Origin of the sequence: Paludibaculum fermentans (assembly GCF_015277775.1) — a bacterium.
GTDB lineage: Bacteria > Acidobacteriota > Terriglobia > Bryobacterales > Bryobacteraceae > Paludibaculum > Paludibaculum fermentans.
On sequence record NZ_CP063849.1, the window covers coordinates 158296 to 177735 of the forward strand.

13 protein-coding genes are annotated in these 19440 nt (G+C 65.4%); 8 read left to right on the forward strand and 5 right to left on the reverse strand.

Features of this window, described 5'->3' with window-relative positions:
• Window positions 1–140: 140 nt before the first annotated feature.
• Entirely contained in the window at window positions 141–1103 is a 963-nt protein-coding gene (locus IRI77_RS00575; RefSeq protein WP_194450155.1) for a cyclase family protein, read from the reverse strand.
• A gap of 121 nt (window positions 1104–1224) precedes the next feature.
• Here IRI77_RS00575 and IRI77_RS00580 point away from each other — a divergent pair, with 121 nt between their 5' ends.
• The 3 genes from IRI77_RS00580 to IRI77_RS00590 all read left to right on the forward strand — a co-directional run bounded on the left by IRI77_RS00580 (window position 1225) and on the right by IRI77_RS00590 (window position 3490).
• The gene (locus tag IRI77_RS00580; protein WP_194450156.1) at window positions 1225–2184 is read left to right on the forward strand and encodes a 3-keto-disaccharide hydrolase; all 960 of its coding nucleotides are present in this window, start codon (window positions 1225–1227) and stop codon (window positions 2182–2184) included.
• A 134-nt stretch (window positions 2185–2318) separates the two neighbouring features.
• Window positions 2319–2897, forward strand: coding sequence for a hypothetical protein (locus tag IRI77_RS00585; RefSeq protein WP_194450157.1), 579 nt, complete (start codon window positions 2319–2321; stop codon window positions 2895–2897).
• Between the two features lie 59 nt (window positions 2898–2956).
• On the forward strand, window positions 2957–3490 hold the full coding sequence (locus tag IRI77_RS00590; RefSeq protein WP_194450158.1) for a DinB family protein: 534 nt from the start codon (window positions 2957–2959) through the stop codon (window positions 3488–3490).
• A gap of 128 nt (window positions 3491–3618) precedes the next feature.
• On the opposite strand, the gene IRI77_RS00595 is transcribed toward IRI77_RS00590, so the two are convergent.
• Together IRI77_RS00595 and IRI77_RS00600 are read right to left on the reverse strand one after the other, a co-directional pair.
• A complete protein-coding gene (locus IRI77_RS00595) occupies window positions 3619–5067 on the reverse strand; it encodes an aminoacyl-histidine dipeptidase (RefSeq protein ID WP_194450159.1) in 1449 nt (482 codons plus the stop codon).
• Window positions 5068–5168: 101 nt separating this feature from the next.
• The gene (locus IRI77_RS00600) at window positions 5169–5561 is read right to left on the reverse strand and encodes a hypothetical protein (RefSeq protein WP_194450160.1); all 393 of its coding nucleotides are present in this window, start codon (window positions 5559–5561) and stop codon (window positions 5169–5171) included.
• Window positions 5562–6164: 603 nt separating this feature from the next.
• Between IRI77_RS00600 and IRI77_RS00605 the strand changes: the two genes are divergently transcribed.
• The 4 genes from IRI77_RS00605 (at window position 6165) to IRI77_RS00620 (ending at window position 12830) form a co-directional block, all read left to right on the forward strand.
• On the forward strand, window positions 6165–10778 hold the full coding sequence (locus tag IRI77_RS00605; protein ID WP_194450161.1) for an RCC1 domain-containing protein: 4614 nt from the start codon (window positions 6165–6167) through the stop codon (window positions 10776–10778).
• 56 nt (window positions 10779–10834) lie between these two features.
• Complete coding sequence (locus IRI77_RS00610) at window positions 10835–11041, forward strand: hypothetical protein (protein ID WP_194450162.1); 207 nt, start codon at window positions 10835–10837, stop codon at window positions 11039–11041.
• Between the two features lie 4 nt (window positions 11042–11045).
• Window positions 11046–11753, forward strand: coding sequence for a hypothetical protein (locus IRI77_RS00615; protein ID WP_194450163.1), 708 nt, complete (start codon window positions 11046–11048; stop codon window positions 11751–11753).
• 447 nt (window positions 11754–12200) lie between these two features.
• The gene (locus tag IRI77_RS00620) at window positions 12201–12830 is read left to right on the forward strand and encodes a 3-keto-disaccharide hydrolase (RefSeq protein WP_194450164.1); all 630 of its coding nucleotides are present in this window, start codon (window positions 12201–12203) and stop codon (window positions 12828–12830) included.
• 270 nt (window positions 12831–13100) lie between these two features.
• Here the strand turns inward: IRI77_RS00620 and IRI77_RS00625 are convergent, their stop codons facing one another.
• Window positions 13101–14474 carry a class II fumarate hydratase gene (locus tag IRI77_RS00625; RefSeq protein ID WP_194450165.1) on the reverse strand — a complete coding sequence of 458 codons (1374 nt, stop codon included), beginning with the start codon at window positions 14472–14474 and terminating at the stop codon, window positions 13101–13103.
• A gap of 18 nt (window positions 14475–14492) precedes the next feature.
• Window positions 14493–14996, reverse strand: coding sequence for an ACT domain-containing protein (locus tag IRI77_RS00630; protein ID WP_194450166.1), 504 nt, complete (start codon window positions 14994–14996; stop codon window positions 14493–14495).
• 326 nt (window positions 14997–15322) lie between these two features.
• Between IRI77_RS00630 and IRI77_RS00635 the strand changes: the two genes are divergently transcribed.
• A complete protein-coding gene (locus IRI77_RS00635; protein ID WP_228486538.1) occupies window positions 15323–19339 on the forward strand; it encodes a DEAD/DEAH box helicase in 4017 nt (1338 codons plus the stop codon).
• Window positions 19340–19440 lie beyond the last annotated feature (101 nt).

A 19440-nucleotide genomic window follows, 5' to 3' on the forward strand; every position in this document is an offset into this window, starting at 1 on the left:
GTCCTTCCGCCAGTTGTCCGTGAATCGATGCCCTGTGCCGCCAGGGATCCAGCAGCCGCAGGCCGCGTTTCTAAATGTCCAATCGTCCTCATAAGCCACTACGATCATACTCGCGGCGGTGGCAGCCCGCTGCTAGCCATTCAGAAGATCGCGATTGGATTCAGCGCCGACCCTGTGGCTCCAGGCACCGTCAACGGAGCCGCCGTCAACAGGAAGTCCCAGCGCTTCCGTTTGCGGCTCTCTCGGCTCAGTTCCTCCAGATCGACATTGTCGAGGATCGGGGTGCCCATCGCGACGATCACCAGCGTATGGACTGGCTGCTGGATGCCCTCCACCTGCGAGGGCCAGACGTCGGCGGACGCGTCGCTGCCCAGAACGGCGATATCGCGCTTGTGCAGCCACGCCACGCTCGACGCATGCAGGCCCGCACGCTCCGCCATCGACCACGGGCCCTTCTCCACGCGCCGTGCCCAACGGCCCGTCCGGATCAGGACGACGTCTCCGGGTTTCACCCGCAAGCCCGTCTTCTTTTCCCACGCGTCCAGGTCTTCCGGGAAGATCGCCGCGCCCGGCTCCAGATACGGCACGCCCTTCAACTCCGGCACGTCGATCAGGATCCCGCGCGCAAACAGCCCGTTCCTCGCGGCCTCAATCGAGAGCCGGGCCGCGCCCTTGCTGGTCACTTCCTTGGTGGAGAACCCGTTATAGCTGGACCCCTTGTACGAGAAGTGGCACAGCGCATCCAGGTGCGTGTGCATGATCCCGTGATGCACGATGCTGAAGGAGTCCCGGAAGATATCCGCGCCGGGCTGCTCCGAGGTTGTGATCATCTCGTGGACGAACGGCTTGGCGTTGTCAGGTGCCTTCTCCTTATCGGCATCGTGCGACAGCGAAACCGCTACGCCCTCGCGCACCAGTCTGGCCGCGGCCAGTCGGCTCGCCGGAGTGATCAGGTTCAGGGTGCCTGACTCATCCGACTTCCCCCACCGGCCCCAGTTCGACAGCTCTTTCATCCACCGCTCAAAATCTGCCGTTGTGGCCGGCCGGGTCTGTGCCTGCAGCCCAAGGGAGAACAGAAGGAGCACGACAAGCGCGTTTCGCATGGAACGGAAGTATACACCACGCTTTGCGCAACATCGTTATCCGGGCACGCACGAGAGCCCGGAGAAAGATCCCCTGCGGAAAGGGAGCCTCTCTGGTTCACCGCGAGTTAAAGTGGAGGCAATGCATAAATCATTCTTATTCGTTGCGCTCGCCGCCGTCCTGCCCTGGACCGCGGCCGCCCAGGACCAGAAGGCATTCCTCGGCCGCTGGGATATGACAGTTACGCCCGCCACCGGCAAAGCCTTTCCCCAGTGGATGGAACTCGTTGAAAAGGATGGCAAGATCGAAGGCCGTGTGCAGCCGCGCGGCGGCGGCTGGCGCCCCATTCTGGGTGCGAAGCTCGAATCCGGCAAGATGATCATCGCCGTCTCGGCGGCCGGCCGTGCACCCGCCATCAATTGGGAACTCACCTCGGCCGGAGCTGACAAGCTCACCGGCATCGAGAAGCGCGGCGAAACCGATGGGCCCGCCCTCGTCGGCCTCCGCGCGCCGAAACTCGACCGCCCCATGCCCAAGTCCTGGGCCAAGCCCGTGGCCCTCTTCAACGGCAAGGATCTCACCGGCTGGGAGCCCATCGGCAACGTCACCAACAATAAGTGGATCGCCCGCGACGGCGAACTCGTGAACGACAATCCCGAAGTGCCCGGCCAGCGCGGTCCCGGTGCGGCCAACCTCAAGACCACCGGCACCTACCAGGACTTCAAGCTGCACATCGAAGTGAATTGCCCCGAGCATGGCAACAGCGGCATCTACCTGCGCGGCCGCTACGAAGTCCAGGTCGGCACCGAAGGCGGCTCGCAGCCCGATCATGAGATGGGCGCCATCTACAGCCATTACCCGCCGCCGGCAGGCGCGGAACTTGGCCTGGGCAAGTGGACCTCCTACGACATCACCTTCGTCGGCCGCCACGTCACGGTGGTGCGCGACGGCAAGGTCTATCACAACAACGTCGAGATTCCCGGACCCACCGGCGGTGCGCTCGACAGCAACGAAGCCGAGCCCGGCCCCTTCTTCCTGCAGGGCGACCACCACGGCGTCATCCGCTACCGCAACATCACCATCTCCCTACCGAAGAAGTAACCGCGTGCTTCGCCCTTCCAGGGGAGAGGCATTGGAATGTACACCGAATGGCCGGGCCGCCCTTTCACGGGAGCTGCCCGGCCATTCTCCATTTTGAATCGTTGGCAACTCAGAACCTGTTACCCTACCTCGTAATGAAGCGAGTCCTGGGCGGAGTACTGGGTGTGGTTGCGCTGGGTTGTCTTCTCTGGACAGGAGAAGTCGCCATCGACGCCGTATTCAATCCCTGGGCTCATTCCGGCCTGGGGGTTTCGACTTTGACCGGCACCTGGGTGGGGGGCTACTCCGATCTCGATGGCCGGCAGCGCACCGCCTTCCTCGAGCTGCGGCGCAACATGACACCCGGCGGCCGCTACGAGGACGAGGACAGCCGGATCACTGGAGAACTCCACGTCTGCGGCTCTTCCGGCGCCAGTTACACCATCTCGGGAGACCCGCACGGCTGGCGCGGCACGGCGTTCTCCATCCGGCGCATGAACATCCAATCGCCCGCCAAGCCGCTGGGCTACTACTTTCATCATGCGGAAGGTACGTGGGCGGGAGACCGGATCACACTTAGCGTGAAACCTGCTTACTTCGACACGGATGGCGGCATGTTTGCCTCCGGGCCCCGCTTCCCGGGGCTGCGGAAAACAATGCAATTGGAGCTGCTGCGCGGCACGCGGGCAACCTTCGAACAGACTTGCTCCGCGACCCGGAAAGGTGCCCGCTGACCACCGGGATCCGGCAGGTTCCCACAACCATTCCTCACAGTCTGGGAGGCACCTTCAAAATGGACTTCGAAAACTTCTGGAAACCCATGATCACGCGGCAGTTCGGCGCCGCCCTAGGAATGCTGGAAGGCGCGATTCTGGCCTGCCCAGCCGGGCTCTGGGCGGAGGACGCGGGCCCTCCGGAATGGAAGACGCACGGCACCGTGGGCTTCTGGTATGTCGCCTACCACACGATCTTCTTCCTTGATTACCATGCCAATGGAGCCCAGGCTGGCTTCGAGCCCCCAGCGCCGTTTAATCTCAGTGAACTTGACCCCAAGGGCGTGTTGCCCAGCCGGCCATATACCAAGGAAGAACTCCTGGCATATCTGCACTACACGCGCCGGGCCCTGGCCGGATACATCGATCGGCTGACGGCCGAAGCCGCTGCCGGCCCGTGTGGCATTCCCATCTGGAAGATGAACAAGGCGGAACTCTTGATCCACAGCCTGCGCCACGTGCAGCACCATGCGGCCCAATTGAACCTGATGCTGCGCCAGTCGGCTGGTACTGCGGCGGCCTGGGTTTTCACCGCCGATGTGGACGCCCCGTAGCAGCCGGCACGGCTTGCCTCCAGCGCCCAGATTCGACCGGACCCGGCCCTTCTTCCTCGGCGCCGTGAACCGCCATGGCTCTTTGGCGAGCCCGGCAGGGGCCACAACCCGTCCGGCGGAGTCCGCGTCTAAATGCGCTCCAGCAGCGCGGTGAGGAACCGCCAGAACGGCTCCACCGACGAGATCTTCAGCCGCTCACTCGGGCTGTGGACATCCACGATATGCGGCCCGAACGAAATCATCTCCATGCCGGAGTGTTTCTCCCCAATCACGCCGCACTCCAGCCCCGCATGCATCGCGATCAGTTCCGGCACATGGCCCAGGACGTCGGTGTGCACCTCTTTCGCCAGGCGCACGATCTCGCTGCCCGGCTCAGGCTTCCAGCCGGGATACCCGCCCGTCTGCTCCGTCTGGAATCCGGCCAGCGCGAACACCGTGCTCACCATCCGCGCCGCCGCCAGCTTGCTGCTCAGGATCGGGCTGCGCTGGCTGGTTTCGAGCTCAACGACGGACTCCTTCAAACTGACGATTGCCAGGTTCGTGGAGGTCTGCACCAGCCCGGGCACGTCCGGACTCATCGCCAGCACACCATGATGCTGACTGGCCAGAAGCTCCGCCACGACGCGCGCCTCCGCATCCGCCAGCACCCGCGTCGGCTGCGACGCCGGCTCGGCCGAAATCCGCAGGCCCGCATCGAACGACCCCAGGTCCGACCGCAACGCGTCCTGCCACAACGTCAACGTAGCCCGGAGCTCGGCGATCCTGGCGGGATCCACCACGACAATGGCGGAGGCCTCGCGCGGGATCGCATTGCGCTTGCTGCCGCCCTGCAGGTCCGCCACCGCAATCGGACCACTGCCCAACAGCGCCTGCAGCACCTGGCCCAGGATCCGCACCGCGTTGCCGCGGCCCTTGTTGATGTCCAATCCGGAGTGGCCGCCCTGCAGCCCGGAGACCTTGATCCGCAGCGCCTCCCCTGCCGGAGCCGGCTGCAACTCCACCGTCCGCCACGCGACGGTATTCAGGCCGCCCGCGCAGCCGATGCACAGCGCACCCTCTTCCTCGCCATCGAGGTTCAGGAAGTACTTCGACTGCAACAGGCCGTTGGGAAACTCGGAAGCACCGGTCAACCCGCTCTCTTCGTCGATCGTGAACACAAACTCCAGCGGGCCATGCGCGACATCCGTACTCTCCATGACGGCCAGCGCCGCCGCGACCCCGACTCCGTTATCCGCCCCAAGAGTCGTGCCGGCCGCCTTCACCCAATCCCCGTCGAGCACCAGTTGGATCGGATCCGTATCGAAGTTGTGCGCCGTCCCTTCGTTCTTCTCGCAAACCATGTCCAGGTGGCCCTGCAGCGCCGCCATCGGAGCACCTTCCCGGCCTGGCCGCGCCGGTTTTCTCACCACGACATTGCCCACGGCATCCTGGATGACTTCGAGCCCGAGAGCCGCGGCCTGGGCGAGTACATACGCGCGCGCCGCCTGTTCCTTCTCAGATGCCCGGGGGATCGCCGAGAGCGCTTCAAAATGCCGCCAAAGGGCTTGTGGTTGCAGGTCCGCAAGAATAGAGGTCATAAAGGTTCGTTTCTCACTTCAACCCCTCCATCCTACAGCGGCCACGCAGCACATGGTGCAAGTTCGCGCCATCCGTGCGACGACATCCCACTTCTCACCGTCTACTGCGGCGCCTCGGCTTGGAAGACGATCTTCACAGCCGGAGGCGGCCAGTTCTGGACACCGGAAGCCGGCCAGATCGGCTTCACTAAGGGAGAGACCGCAATGGGCCGGCGTCCTCGCTCAGCCACAAGTTCCTGCAACGTCGCCGCCGCGCGTTCCAGTTCATCCAACTGGAACAGCGCCTCTACCCGGAGGTGGACCTTTCGCAGCGCAAACCGCTCCAGGATCTCCGGCAGAGTCACGATATCGCTGCCCCGCAATTCGATGGCTTGGATCACAGGCCGCTCGACGACGACGAAACGCACGACCGGTCCAGAGCGACTGTCCTCGAGCTCCCAGGCAACATAGGAGAAGCGGCCGGTGCGATTCAGGAACAGGGCATCGTTACGCAAAGACTCAATATCGAGGGGACCGCCGGCACGGGAGGCGATCAATACCCCCAGGGCGGACGGCGGAAAGCGCGTGGCGCCCCTGAACTCAATCCCAACGATAGTTGGCCCGGAGACCTTTGCCGGCCGAGACCCCGGAGGCTCGGGAACCGCCTCAAATGGACTGCGTTGCGGGGTGGCTGCCGCAGGCCCCTGTGGCATCGCCGCTTGAGCCGGGAAGCTCTGGACCCCTGACAGGCAGAGCCTCATCAACAACGCTAATACCGGGGTAAATGACCGCATGAGATCCATGCCCTCCCATCTGCGGAATTTCGATTTCCAGATATCGGATTGAGACTGCCTCCATTTCATCATATCCGCGTTCAAGCTGACCACGACTCCTGATGTGCGCCCTGGATCGGCAGGCGTCTGGCAACGCTGTTGAGCCGCGGGCCGAATCTGTATCCGAGCCGGCCTGATAAAAGTGAGAGAATATTCCTCTTGGGGCGGAACTAGCCGTTACTTTGGCGTAGTTTCCCGTTGGAGTAGAGCTCGATTCACGCTTCATTTCCGTCTTGCGGTTCAGGGGACGACTTCCCAGGCCGCGAGGCAAAAGGGTGTACTGCCGTGGTTGTTGCGTGCTCGTTCCATTGCCTCCCTGCTCTTTCGCTACTCCTCTTCGCCGCCTTCCAGCCCTTGCAGGCCGGCACGCCCGCTGACCGAACGATTCACCTTCTGCAGGAGAAATCCGGCCCGTCGCAGCAACAATACCCGATTGCCGGCCTCGGAGTGCTGCCGGGGGCAGCCAGCATTGCCGTCTCCGCCGCCGGCCGCCACATTCTGGTACTCACCGAAACCGGCGCCGTGTGGGCCTGGGGGGACAATCACCATGGGCAGCTCGGCACCGGAGATACGAAGGAGATCCCGGGCTGGCACCAGGTGCCCGGACTCGCCGGGATCGTCGAGGTGGCGGCCGGGGGCGGTCATTCTCTGGCGCTCGACCGCGACGGAACGGTATGGGCGTGGGGTGCGAATCTGTCGGGCCAGTTGGGCGACGGCACTCTGCTCAGCCGCTCTGTACCTGCGAGGGTCCCGGACCTCTCCCACATCACCTCCATCGCCGCCGGCGACGAGTGTAGCGCGGCGCGCGCCCGGGACGGCTCCGTGATGGTCTTCGGCGCCGATTGCAGCGGAGCGCCGTCACAATCGCTGCGGCTGCGGCCCACGCGCCTCGCAGGCCGCCCGCTGGACGGCGCGATCACGATCCAGGGCGGGCAGGTGCGGCCCGCGCCAGACCGGCAGGATGCGGTGCCATGGCCTGGCGCCCTCCAACTCGCTCGTCAGTTGCGCTGGGGGCCTTCCGGCTTCTCCCTCAACGAAAGCGGCTGGACAACCCAGCGCCATGCAGCCCAGGGCGCGGTGGCCGACCTCGCCGCCGGCTGGGCCGTGGCCTGGATTGAAGGGCCGCCCCTGGCCGCCTCCGCGTCCGCGCCGGTCGCGACTGCTGGCGCAACGCAGTCGGGAGTCCGGTCCGCCGCCGCGCCCGATCTCTCCATCGCTCTCACAGCCGGTGTGTCGTTCACAGTCACTCGCTTGGCCGGCTACGTCGTCACCGTCACGAACACGGGTGACATCTCCACCTCCGGCAATATCACCGTCGCCGCCACGCTGCCGGCCGGCTTACTGCCAGGAGGCGGTGCAGGCAACGGCTGGACGTGCCAGACCGCTGGCCAGGCCATCACTTGCACCATGCAGGCTCCCCTTATTCCGGCCGGCAGCAGTGTTCTCTATCTCACCGCGCAGGTCACCCCGTCCGCCTATCCGTCAGTCTCGATCACGGTCAGCGTGGACGTGCCGGGCGACGGAAACCACGCCAACAACACGGCCACCCTCGTTAAATCGGTAGCACCGCAACCCGTGGGTGCCTACGCGGCAGGCGAGACCCACTCTGTGCGCCTGGCCTCCGACGGGACCGTCTGGACTGCAGGCTCGAACTCTCACGGCCAGCTTGGAGATGGCACGCGAACCGACCGCAGTGTCCCCACGCGCATCAGTGGCTTGACTGGAGTGATCTCCGTCGCGGCGCCCCTCAATCTCAGCCATGCGGTGAAGAGTGACGGGACGCTTTGGTCGTGGGGGAACAATTATCTCGATCAGTTGGGCGACGGCTCCTATGTGAACCAGGCCACACCCGTGCAGGCCGTTGGTCTCACCAGTGCCGTTTCGGTGGCCGCGTATGGCCGTCACTCGCTCGCCTTGCAGCGCGATGGCCGGGTATGGGCCTGGGGCCGCAATTCCTCGGGTCAGTTAGGCAATGGAACCACATTTGACAGTCCCACGCCCATGGCCGTTGCCAATCTCAACGGCGTGGTCTCCATTGCAGCGGGAACCGTGCATTCGCTCGCGCTCCGCGCCGACGGCACAGTCTGGGGCTGGGGTTCTGGAGGATACGGACAGTCGTATCCGGTGCAGGTCTCGGGGCTCTCCGGCGTCGTCGCCGTCGTAGCGGGCGATATCCACAGCTTGGCGCTGACTGCGGATGGGACCGTTTGGGGATGGGGTGGCAACGGAGCGGGAGAGCTCGGAGACGGAACCACCACCGGTCACCGCCCGCCGGCGCCCGTGCCGGGTTTGACCGGCGTAGTGGCGATCGCAGCGGGCTATGCCGAGAGCATGGCAGTGAAGCGGGACGGCACTGTCTGGGTTTGGGGGCGGACCTCTCACAGCAAAGTGCCCGTTCAGGTGGATGGCATCGACAATGCGGTCTCCCTTGCCACCAGCGGCCCCTCGGTCACAGCCTTCTTCTTCGTCCTGCGCGCTGACGGCTCGGCGCTCGCCTGGGGCGACAATCGCTTCGGCCAGCTCGGCAACGGCACACCGGTGTCTCGCGCCATGCCTAAACGCGTAGCCGGCTTGACGGGTGTCAAACAGGTGGCGGACCGCGACTATTCCTTGTTGGCAGTGAAACAGGATGGCACCGTGTGGGGCTGGGGCATGAATGAGTCCGGACAAACTGGCGACCAGACCACCGTATCGCCGCGCGCTATTCCCGTGCAGGCGATCGGCCTCACGCAGGGGGCCGCCGCAGCGCCCGGGAACATCCATAGCTTGGTGCTGAGGCAGGATGGGACCGTGGTCAGTTGGGGTCTGAACGAATGGTTTGTTCTGGGTTACGCGTCCGGACAACTCTCATTGGTGCCCCAGCCCGTTCCTGGCCTGTCGAACATTGTCAAAGTCACCGCGGCCCAATATCGTACTCTTGCAGTTCGGAACAATGGGACACTTTGGGCCTGGGGTACCGGTTTGTATGGCGAGATGGGCGACGGCACGGATCAAACCGAGAGACAGAGCCCGATTCAGGTCCCTGGCCTCGCCGGCGTGGTGGACGCCGCTGCCGGTTTCGATACTAGCGTTGCCCTGACATCCGACGGCAACGTCTGGGCTTGGGGCAACAACACCTACAACCAACTGGGCGACGGCACGACAACCGACCGGCTGAGCCCCGCTCAGGTGCCGGGGCTCACCGGAATCACGGCCGTGTCCATCCACTTCCACGCCGGGCTTGCCTTGAAAAACGATGGAACCGTCTGGACCTGGGGCACTCTCCATGGGGGCGGTATGGGCGACGGCACCACCTCTACCAAGTCCTCGCCGGTTCCGGTCAGCGGACTCAGCGGGATCGTGGCCATCAGCGCCGGCCGGTTGCACTGCCTGGCTCTCAGGAACGATGGCACTGTCTGGGCCTGGGGCCAGAACGACTACGGGCAGGTGGGCGACGGCACGACGGTCAACCGGTTGGTTCCGGTCCGGGTCCCGTTGCCGCGCCCGGCGGTCGCCATCTCGGCAGGCTCCGATAGCAGCGCCGTCTTACTGGACGACGGCGCCGTGGCGACCTGGGGCACCTCGATTTTTGGCCAGTTGGGCAACGGAATCACATCCAACACCCCACTGCCGGCACCGGTCCTCTCGCCTGACGCGCCTGATTTGACCATTGCGTTGACAGACTCCGGTCCCGCGGCCATCGGTGGCACACTGGTCAACACAATCACTGTCACCAACGCCGGACGGTCGGCCACCAGCGGCACGATCACCGTGACTGACCCGCTGCCCGCCGGTCTGGCCTATTCCTCCGCAACCGGATCGGGCTGGAGTTGCTCCGCCGCTGGCCAGGTGGTCACTTGCACGAATCCGGCAGTGTTGGCCCCTGGCCTGTCGAGCGTGATTACATTGAAGGTCACCGTGTTGGCCGCGGCACTGCCATCCATCACCAACATCGTCGAGGTCTCGAACGCCGCCGACGGCAATTCCATCAATAACTTCGCCGGCGACCCCCTGCCCCTGATCGCTGGCAGCACCGCAGTCGTCAGCCTCACCCCGTCAGCCGGCGCCGGATTCCGGCAGATCTTCCAGGCCCAGTTCTCCGGAGTGCCCGGATCCAAGGACCTACGCTGGGTCCAACTCCTCTTCGGCGCAGCCCCCGACGGCGGCGGCCAGCCGTTCTGCTTCCTCCACTACGACGTCCAGGGCAACGGCTTCTGGCTCTATTCGGACGTCTATGGCTTCTTCCGGGGCCCCGTGGCTCCCGGCTTGGCGTCGTCGGAACTGCAAGGCTCCCATTGCGCTCTCAGCACAGCCGGATCCACCGTGGCCGCCAGCGGATCGACTCTGTCCTTGAACCTCGATGTGGTCTTCAAAGCCGCTGCGACTCGCAACGTATACCTCCGAGCCATGGATCTCTCCAACTACGACACGGGCTGGGTGCAGCGCGGCGCGTGGACCCAGGCGGCCACGCCCCCGACGGTATTGACGGCCTCGCCGCAGGGCGGCAGCGCATCCACCACAGGCTTCGCCCTGACCTATCCGGACCTCCAAGGCTTCGCGGGCATCGCCTTTGGCTGGAAGCAGTTCCTCATCGCGGCGGCGCCGGACGGCGGCGGCCAGCCCTTCTGCTTCGTCCACTACGATGAGGCCGGCCACGGGTTGTGGATGTACTCATCCGACCTCGGCTTCTTTGTCGGCCCGGCTACGCCGCTCACTGATTCCAATCTGCTGGACAGCTCCGCTTGCTCCATCGATTCGAGACAGAGCTACCTCGAACTAATGGAGGGAAATCGGGTTCTGCACATCGCCCTGACGCTGAAGGCGCCGATGAGCGGTACGAAAAACCTCTATGTCCGCACCCTGGACGCCCTCACCCGCGACACCGGCTGGCAGGCGGCGGGAACGTGGATCGTGCCGTAGGCCGCAATTCCGGCTGTCCGCACCGAGCTTCTGGGTTTCACATCGCTTCGCCCACGATGACGATCACCATCGCCGCCAACCCGCACGCCCACTTCTCCTCTGATTTCCTCATTAAAACTTCTTCATTGCGGGAGTTAAAAATCTTTTTATCCTTTATTCTCAACAACGGCCTCCCCGAAACCACCCCTTTCCCCTTGACCCACCCCTTACCCTGGAATCGCGCCGGCACCCACGCCGGCCATTTTCATTTACAAGGAGTTTGACATCATGTCGACCGCAGCTCAAATCACCGCCAACCAGGCGAACGCGAAGTACTCCACCGGACCCGTGTCCCCCGTCGGCAAGGCCCGCGCCTCGCAGAACGCCCGCCGCCACGGCTTCACCGCCCGCAACCTCGACATCACGCCAGAGGACCGCGCGGAATTCGATGCCCTTCAGGCCACCCTGCGCCTCGATACCCGCCCCTTCGGCTGCCTCGAAGAGGAAATCTTCCACCGCATCCTTTCCCACACCTGGAACCTCCGCCGCATCGAATTCTTCGAAGCGCTCATCCTCGCCGAAACGGACCCATTGGCCGAAACCGACCCCTACGCCGCCAAACTCGATCGCTACGCCCGCTACCGGCGCGACCTCGAACGCGGCCTCTATCGCGCCGTCAGGGAACTCAGCAAACTGCAAACTGAACGTGCCGCCCTCGGCCAGCACCACCCTCACCTCGTCCAGGGCATCCGCGAAAACGTCCCCCTCGCTGAAGTCACCCGCCTGAGCAAAAACACCGAGGAACTCTTCTTCTACGACGGCTACGGCCGCCCGCGCCAGGCCCTCGAACGCCTCACTACCGGCATCGATACCAACCACCCGGACAACCAGGACCCCCTCGCCGATCTCAAGCCGATTCGCGTTCCACGGAACGAAGCCAACCTGGTCGGGGAAGACGGACTGCCCAACCTGAACTACGACGTCGCTGGGCTCTGAACACCTCGTCCAGGCAGGGGCGCCGCGACTCGACGAATCGAAGCCAACCGGACTCTCCCCCTCCGGACCAGATCTTTGACAACCTCACCTCAATCTCCATTCCGGGGAGTCTCTTGCCGGCCGCCAGGGCGCACGCCAGTCCCAGTCCCGGAGGGCCCACGCCGCCGCCCTCCAACCCCACTCCCGGAACGTAAGTGACGGGCTACCCCCAGCCCCAGTCCCGGAACGTAAGTGACGGGCTACCCGCGCGTCTTCCACCAAGTCCCGTAGGCCCTCCAGGCCGCCGAAGCGAAGGAAGCCGCAACGAACCACGACCGTCAGGAAGTCGTCCCTACCGCGCTGCGAACCGCGCACGGCAGTAAGCCGGCAGCCGGCAAAGTCGTGTCCTCCACCGGGCGCCCTCCACGCCGCCCCCTGGCCCGTGATATCGTACCAACGGTTCCTCAAATGAAGACATGCATAGCTGTTTCTATTCTTCTTGCATTCGCGATCGCGCCCGTCCGGGCCGCCGACCCCGTCGACCTCCTGCCCGCCGAAAACCTGCAGGGCTGGAGCCGCATCCCCATTCCGGCCATCTCCGGCGTCAATCCCAAAATCCAATGGCGCGTCGACACCGCCGCCAAAACCCTCATCTGCACCGGCGAAGGCGGCCACGAATGGCTCCGCTACGATAAGGAGCTCTCTGATTTCGTCCTCGAAGCCGACTGGCGCTTCACCCCCAAGGACGGCGAGACGAAGTACAACAGCGGCATCGGCATCCGCCTCTCCAAGCAGGGCGAAATCTGGTACCAGGCCCAGACCGGCCTCGCCGGCGCCTACCTCTTTGGACAGAACTTCGCCGATGGCGGCCTGAAGAGCTTCAACTTGAAAGCGCAGATGAAAGAGAATCGCGTCAAGCCGGCCGGCGAGTGGAACCACTTTCTGATCCGCGCTGAGGGCGACCGCATCACCCTCTCCGTCAACGGCGAAGTCGTGAATGAACTAACCGGAGTCGGCATGCGCCGCGGCTACATCGGCTTGGAAGCAGAGGGCTACGAGATCACCTTCCGCAACTTGAAGCTGCAAACGCTGCCCTAGCAGTCTGTGGCGGAAGTCCCGCTAGCCGCGCGGCAAGGGATTGCGAGCCCAGGGCGCGAAGAGCAGGCCGAACTAGTGCCGGCCACTCGGAGGCCGGCTCGACACTGCAATGGGCCGCATCCCCTTGTCGCCCTTCGGGTTCGCTCCGGCGCCAGCCGCCCACCTGAAACAATGCGACTCTCTCCGGAGCGGCTTCGGAATCGCTTTTGAGCTTCCATTTCCTGACCGGCGACGGTGCGAACGCGGCTGCGCGACTTCCGCCCCAGGCTGCTAGCCGCCGTCGGCCAACCGCCGCAGGTCCAGCAGCTCGTTCAGCCGTTCCTCTGAGAGCCCGGAGCGCTTTCTCGCCACCTCGCGCACAGTGCTCCCGCTCTCTTCCGCCTCCTGCGCGATCGCCGCGGCCGCCGCATGGCCAATCGCCGGGCTCAGCGCCGTAGCCAGGGCGTACGACTGTTCGGTCATATGGGCGATCGTCTCGCGGTTCGCCTGGATCCCTTCCACACAGCGCTCCGCCAGGTTCCGAGACGCGGCCGCCAGCAGTCGGATCATCTCCAGCAGGTCGAAAGCCATCAAAGGCAACATCGCATTCAGTTCCAACTGGCCGCCCGCGCAACACCACGTCACCGCCGTTTCATAGCCCATCACCTGGGCGCACACCATCAAGGTGCTTTCCAGGATCACCGGGTTCACTTTGCCCGGCATGATGCTGGACCCGGGCTGAATCGCCGGCAACCGGATCTCCCCCAGACCGCAACGCGGCCCGCTGGCCAGCAGCCTGAGATCGTTCGCGATCTTCGTCAAGCCGATCGCGTACGTCTTCAAGGCTCCCGCCAGCATGGCCACACCCTCGCGCGCGGCCTGCGCTTCAAAATGGTTCTCAGCCTCCCGGAATGCATGCCCCGTCCACGCCGACAGCAGTTGGGCGGCAACGCCGCCGAAATCGCGCGGTGCGTTGATACGGGTTCCGACAGCCGTCCCGCCCAGGGGTAACTCCAGCAGCGCCTGGCCAGACCAGCGGATCCTCTCGTGGGCGGCCTCCACCTGCCGGGCATACCCGCCGAATTCATCGCCGAGATACAGCGGTACTGCGTCCTGCAAATGCGTCCGGCCGATCTTGACGATGCCCGCGAACTCCCTGGCTTTGCTCCTCAGCGCCTCTTCCAGCCGGCGCATGGCGGGCGACAACTGCTGCTCCAGCATCTCCACCGCCGCGAGGTGCAGCACGCTCGGCATCACATCGTTGCTGGACTGGCTCCGGTTCACATGATCGTTCGGGTGAATCTCGCGTCCACTCGCCTTCGAGGCCAGGCGCGCAATCACCTCGTTCGCGTTCATATTCGTCGAGGTCCCGCTGCCCGTTTGAAACACGTCCACCACGAAGTGGTCATCGTGCCGGCCTTCGATCACTTCTTTCGCCGACTGTCCAATCGCCGAGGCGATCTCCGGCTCCAACGCACCCAATCGCGCATTGGCGACAGCCGATGCCTTCTTGATCAGCCCCAATCCGCGAATGAACTCTCGGCCGAGCCTCATTCCGCTGATTGGGAAATTCTCCACCGCGCGTTGCGTCTGCGCGCCATACAGTGCCTCCGCGGGGACATGCACCGCCCCCATCTCATCGCGTTCCATCCGGTCATTCGGCATGCTGGGCCGTCGCTTCCTTTACGTCCATGGTGGTGGGTCGCTCGCCGGGAACGACTCGTCCGACGCCAGGTCGACGATGTCCACGATCCCCCGATTCGCTATGGCAGGCAGAGCCGCCAAAGCCGCCGCCGCTCGATCGACATCCGGCGCCCGCACCCACAGCAATGCGCCATACGAGCCCTCGCCCGAACTCACGGCCTGGATCGACGTGACCTTGATCTTCTCCTGCGCCAGCGCATCCAGCACTGCTGCAATTGCGCCCGGCCGGTCCTTGCCGCGGATCACGAACGCCTGCTTGCCGTCGCTCAGCGCCAGGCCATGGCTCTCCGCCGCACGCCTCAATGCACTCGAGTCTTCCGCAATGAAATCCAGTTGGGACTGACGGGCTCCGCGCGGGAATCCGCAGAAGCCCATCATGTTGACCCCCGCCTGGCTCAACACGTCCAGGACATGCGCAGCCTCACCCGGCTTGTTGGGAATCGATATGTGGAAGTACTCCACCTGCTGAACCGTATCGGACATGGGCCCCCCTTGTGGGCTCGGAACTATTCAGTGGTGCTTCTGGGATGGGGCGATCTGGGTCGATCGTCACCCACGGGGCAACCACGCGCATTCCACTGCCATTCCTTCGAGCATCTCCGCAGGCATCGAAGTATTCTGGATGTCCGCGGGAATCTTACTTTCATAGATGGGACCACCGTTGAAAAAGGGTCCATGAATCCGTCCCCCCACCCTGGCCAGCGCGCAACTTTCCCGAATGAACCGCAAACATGAGGCGAAGAAACCATCCGCTCTGCCCGCCCGGTCCGGCCTGCCAAGCCGGCGCCTGCGATAATAGGAGCACCGAGGTGCTCATCCGTCCCTCACCCCTCTCTGGTTTCGACCCCCTGGTGCAGGAGTGGTTCGCCGCGCGTTTCCAGCAACCCACCGCGCCCCAGGTCAACGCCTGGCCCGAAATCTCCGCCGGCCGCGACGTCCTCGTAGCCGCCCCCACCGGCTCCGGCAAGACGCTCGCCGCCTTCCTGCTAGCCATCGACCGTCTCATCCGCGCCGCCCGCCTGGGCGACCTCCCCAACGAGACCCAGGTCGTCTACGTCTCGCCCCTGAAAGCTCTCTCCAACGACGTCCACAAGAACCTCGAACTCCCGCTAGCCCAGATCGCGGCGCTCGCGAAAGAGAAGGGCATCGCCCTGGCCCCCATCCGCACGGCCATTCGCACCGGAGATACCCCCGCCGCCGAGCGCCAGCGCATGACGAAGCACGCTCCGCACATCCTCGTCACCACGCCCGAGTCGCTCTACATCCTCCTCACAGCCGACCGCCCCCGGAAGTTCCTCACCACCGTCACCACAGTGATCGTTGACGAGATCCACGCCATTGTCGGCGACAAGCGCGGCTCGCATCTCGCGCTCACCCTCGCCCGCCTCAATGCCCTCTGCGCCAAACCGCCGCAGCGTGTCGGCCTCTCCGCCACAGTCAGCCCCATCGAGGAGGTCGCCCGCTTCCTCTCGCCCCACGTCTCCATCGTCGATGTCGGCCATCGGCGCGAGATGGATCTCTCCATCGAGGTCCCCGACGACGAACTCGGCGCCGTCGCCACCAGCGAGATGTGGGCCGAGATCTACGACCGCATCGCCGCCCACATTCGCGCGCACCGCACCACCCTCGTCTTCGTCAACACCCGCCGCCTCTCCGAACGCATTGCCCATGCCCTCTCTGAACGCCTGGGCGAGAACGTCGTCCTGCCACACCATGGCAGCCTCTCCCGCACGCTCCGCCTCGACGCCGAGTCCCGCTTGAAAGCCGGCGAGCTGCGCGCCGTGGTCGCCACCGCTTCCCTCGAACTCGGCATCGACATCGGCACGGTCGACCTTGCCATCCTCATCGGCTCCACACGCTCCATCGCCGTAGCCCTCCAGCGGATCGGCCGCTCCGGCCATTGGGTCGGCGCCAGGCCGGCGGGCATCTTCATCCCCTCCACCCGCGACGACCTCATCGAGTGCGCCGCCATCATCCACGCCATCCGATCCGGCGACCTCGAACGCGTCGAAATCCCGCGCAACCCCCTCGACATCCTGGCCCAGCAGATCATCGCCGAAACAGCGGCCCAACCCTGGCGCACCGACGACCTCTTCGACCTCGTCCGCTCCGCCTACCCCTACCGCGACCTCGACCGTGCCACCTTCGACGCCGTCGTCGAAATGTCCTCTGAAGGCATCGCCACCGCCCGTGGCCGCAGCGGAGCCCTGCTCCATCGCGATCAGGTGAACGGCTGGATCCGAGGCCGCCGCGGAGCCCGTCTCGCGGCCATCACCTCCGGCGGCGCCATCCCCGAGAACTCCCTCTACACCGTCGTGGCCGAACCGGACGGAACCAACGTCGGCACCCTCGACGAGGACTTTGCCGTCGAAAGCATCACCGGCGACGTCTTCCTGCTCGGCACCCACTCCTGGCGCATCCGCCACGTCATGAAGGGCCGCGTGCACGTCGAGGACGCCCACGGAGCCCCGCCCTCCATCCCCTTCTGGCTCGGCGAAGCCCCCGGCCGCTCCGCTGAACTCTCCGCCGCCGTCTCCCGCCTGCGCCAGCGCCTGCTCCAACCCGGCGGGGCGGAGTGGCTCGTCGCCGAATGCGGGATGAACGCCGCCGGAGCCATCCAGGCCATCGCCTACGTCCGCGAAGGCGTGGCCCGCCTCGGTGCACTGCCCACCCTCGACACCGTCGTGGCCGAGCGCTTCTTCGACGAATCCGGAGGCATGCAACTCATCCTCCACGCCCCCTTCGGATCCCGCGTCAATCGCGCCTGGGGCCTCGCCCTCCGCAAGCGTTTCTGCCGCACCTTCAACTTCGAACTCCAGGCCGCCGCCACCGACAATGGCATCGTCATCTCCCTGAGTGACCGCCACGCCTTTCCCCTGGAGCTCATCTTCCAGTTCCTCAAGGCAGCAACGGCCCGCGACGTCCTCACCCAGGCCCTGCTCGACGCCCCCATGTTCGGAGCGCGCTGGCGCTGGAACGCCTCCCGCGCCCTGGCCATCCTCCGCTTCAATGGCGGCAAACGCGTTCCGCCGCCCATCCAGCGCATGCGTTCCGAAGACCTGCTGGCCGCCGTCTTCCCGGATCAGGTCGCCTGCGCCGAGAACCTCACCGGACCCATTCAGATCCCAGACCATCCACTGGTCAACGAAACCATCGACAACTGTCTCCACGAAGCCATGGACCTCGATCGCCTCATCGATGTCCTCGCCGCCATTGAGAAGGGTGACATCCGAACGGTGGTCCTGGACCTCCCGGCCCCCTCCGTCTTCTCCCACGAGATCCTCAACGCCAACCCCTACGCGTTCCTCGACGACGCGCCTCTGGAAGAGCGCCGCGCCCGCGCCGTCCAGCTCCGTCAGACCCTGCGCACCGACCTCACTGACGGCACAGGCATCCTCGACCCCGCCGCCATCGCCCAGGTTGCCGCCGAAAGCTGGCCCGATGTCCGCGATGCCGACGAGTTGCACGACGCGCTGCTCACCCTCATCACCATGCCGCCCGAGCCGAAGTGGACCCACTTCTACCAGCAGCTCGAGCAAACCGGCCGCGCCTCCACCCATCACCGCAACGGCCGCCCCTTCTGGGTCCCCACGGAAAAGCTGGAAGCCGCCGGCGACATCCTGTCCATCCTGCGGGGCTGGATGGAATCCACCGGGCCGTCCACTCTCAGAGTCCTTTCCGAAACCCTGGCCTTCCCGTTCGGCGATATCGAAAGCGCCATGGCCCGGCTGGAGTTCGAAGGCCAGGTGCTCAGCGGCCACTTCTCTCAACCGGCGGCCTCCGAGCTCGAGTGGTGCAACCGCCGCGTCCTCGCCCGCATCCACCGCACCACCCTCGGCCGCCTGCGCCGCGAGATCGCCCCCGTCACCGCCCAGCAGTTCCACGCCTTCCTCGCGAAATGGCAGCACGTCGCGCCCGGCACCCAGCTCCACGGCGCGGACGGACTCTTCGAAGTCATCCGCCAACTGCAGGGTTACGAAGCCGCCGCGTCGGTCTGGGAGTCTCATCTCCTCCCGCGCCGCATCGCGAACTATGAGCCCGAGCTGCTCGACGACCTCTGTCTCTCCGGTGACGTCACCTGGGCCCGCGTCTCTCCGCACCCTGCGCTGGAGGAGGAGGGTCGCCGCATCCGCCCCACCAAGCTCGCCCCCATCGCCATGATGCTGCGCGACGACTCCGAGTGGCTGCTGAGCCGTCATGAAACGGAATCCAGCTCCGAGTCCCTCTCCCACCCCGCCCGCGATGTCCTCGAGCTTCTCCGCAGCGAGAAGGCCCTCTTCTTCACGGATCTGGTCCGCACCACCCGCCACCTCGCCAGTGAAGTGGAAGACGCGCTCTGGGAACTCGTAGCCGCCGGCCTCGTCACCGCTGACGGCTTCGAAAACCTGCGTTCGATCATCGATCCCAAGCGCCGCCGGGGCGAAGGCCGAGGCCGCCACGCCCGGCCCCGTCACTCCGCTGGCCGCTGGGCGCTCGTCCAGCGCACCCCCGGCGATCCCGCCGAGCGCATTCAGAAATGGGCGGAACAACTCCTGCTCCGCTGGGGAGTCCTGATCCGCGACCTCCTCGCCCGCGAAACGGGAGCCCCGCCATGGCGCGAACTCCTGCCCGTCCTCCGCAAGCTGGAAGCGCAAGGCCAGATCCGGGGCGGCCGCTTCATCGACGGCTTCACCGGAGAACAGTTCGCCCGCCCGGAGGCACTGGACCTGATGCGGGCCGTGCGCCGGGAGGCGGACGCGGCAGGCCCCGTCGACCTCACCACCCCGGATCCCCTCAACCTCATCGGCATCCTCCTGCCCGGCCCCCGCATCGGCCGCCTGGCCTGACCTCGCGAGTCCCCAAGCGGCCGAAGCCGCATTGAGCCGCGACCGTGAGGGAGCGGAGGAGCCACCGAATAGCTCCACAAGTGCAACAGCGCGGCCCTCTG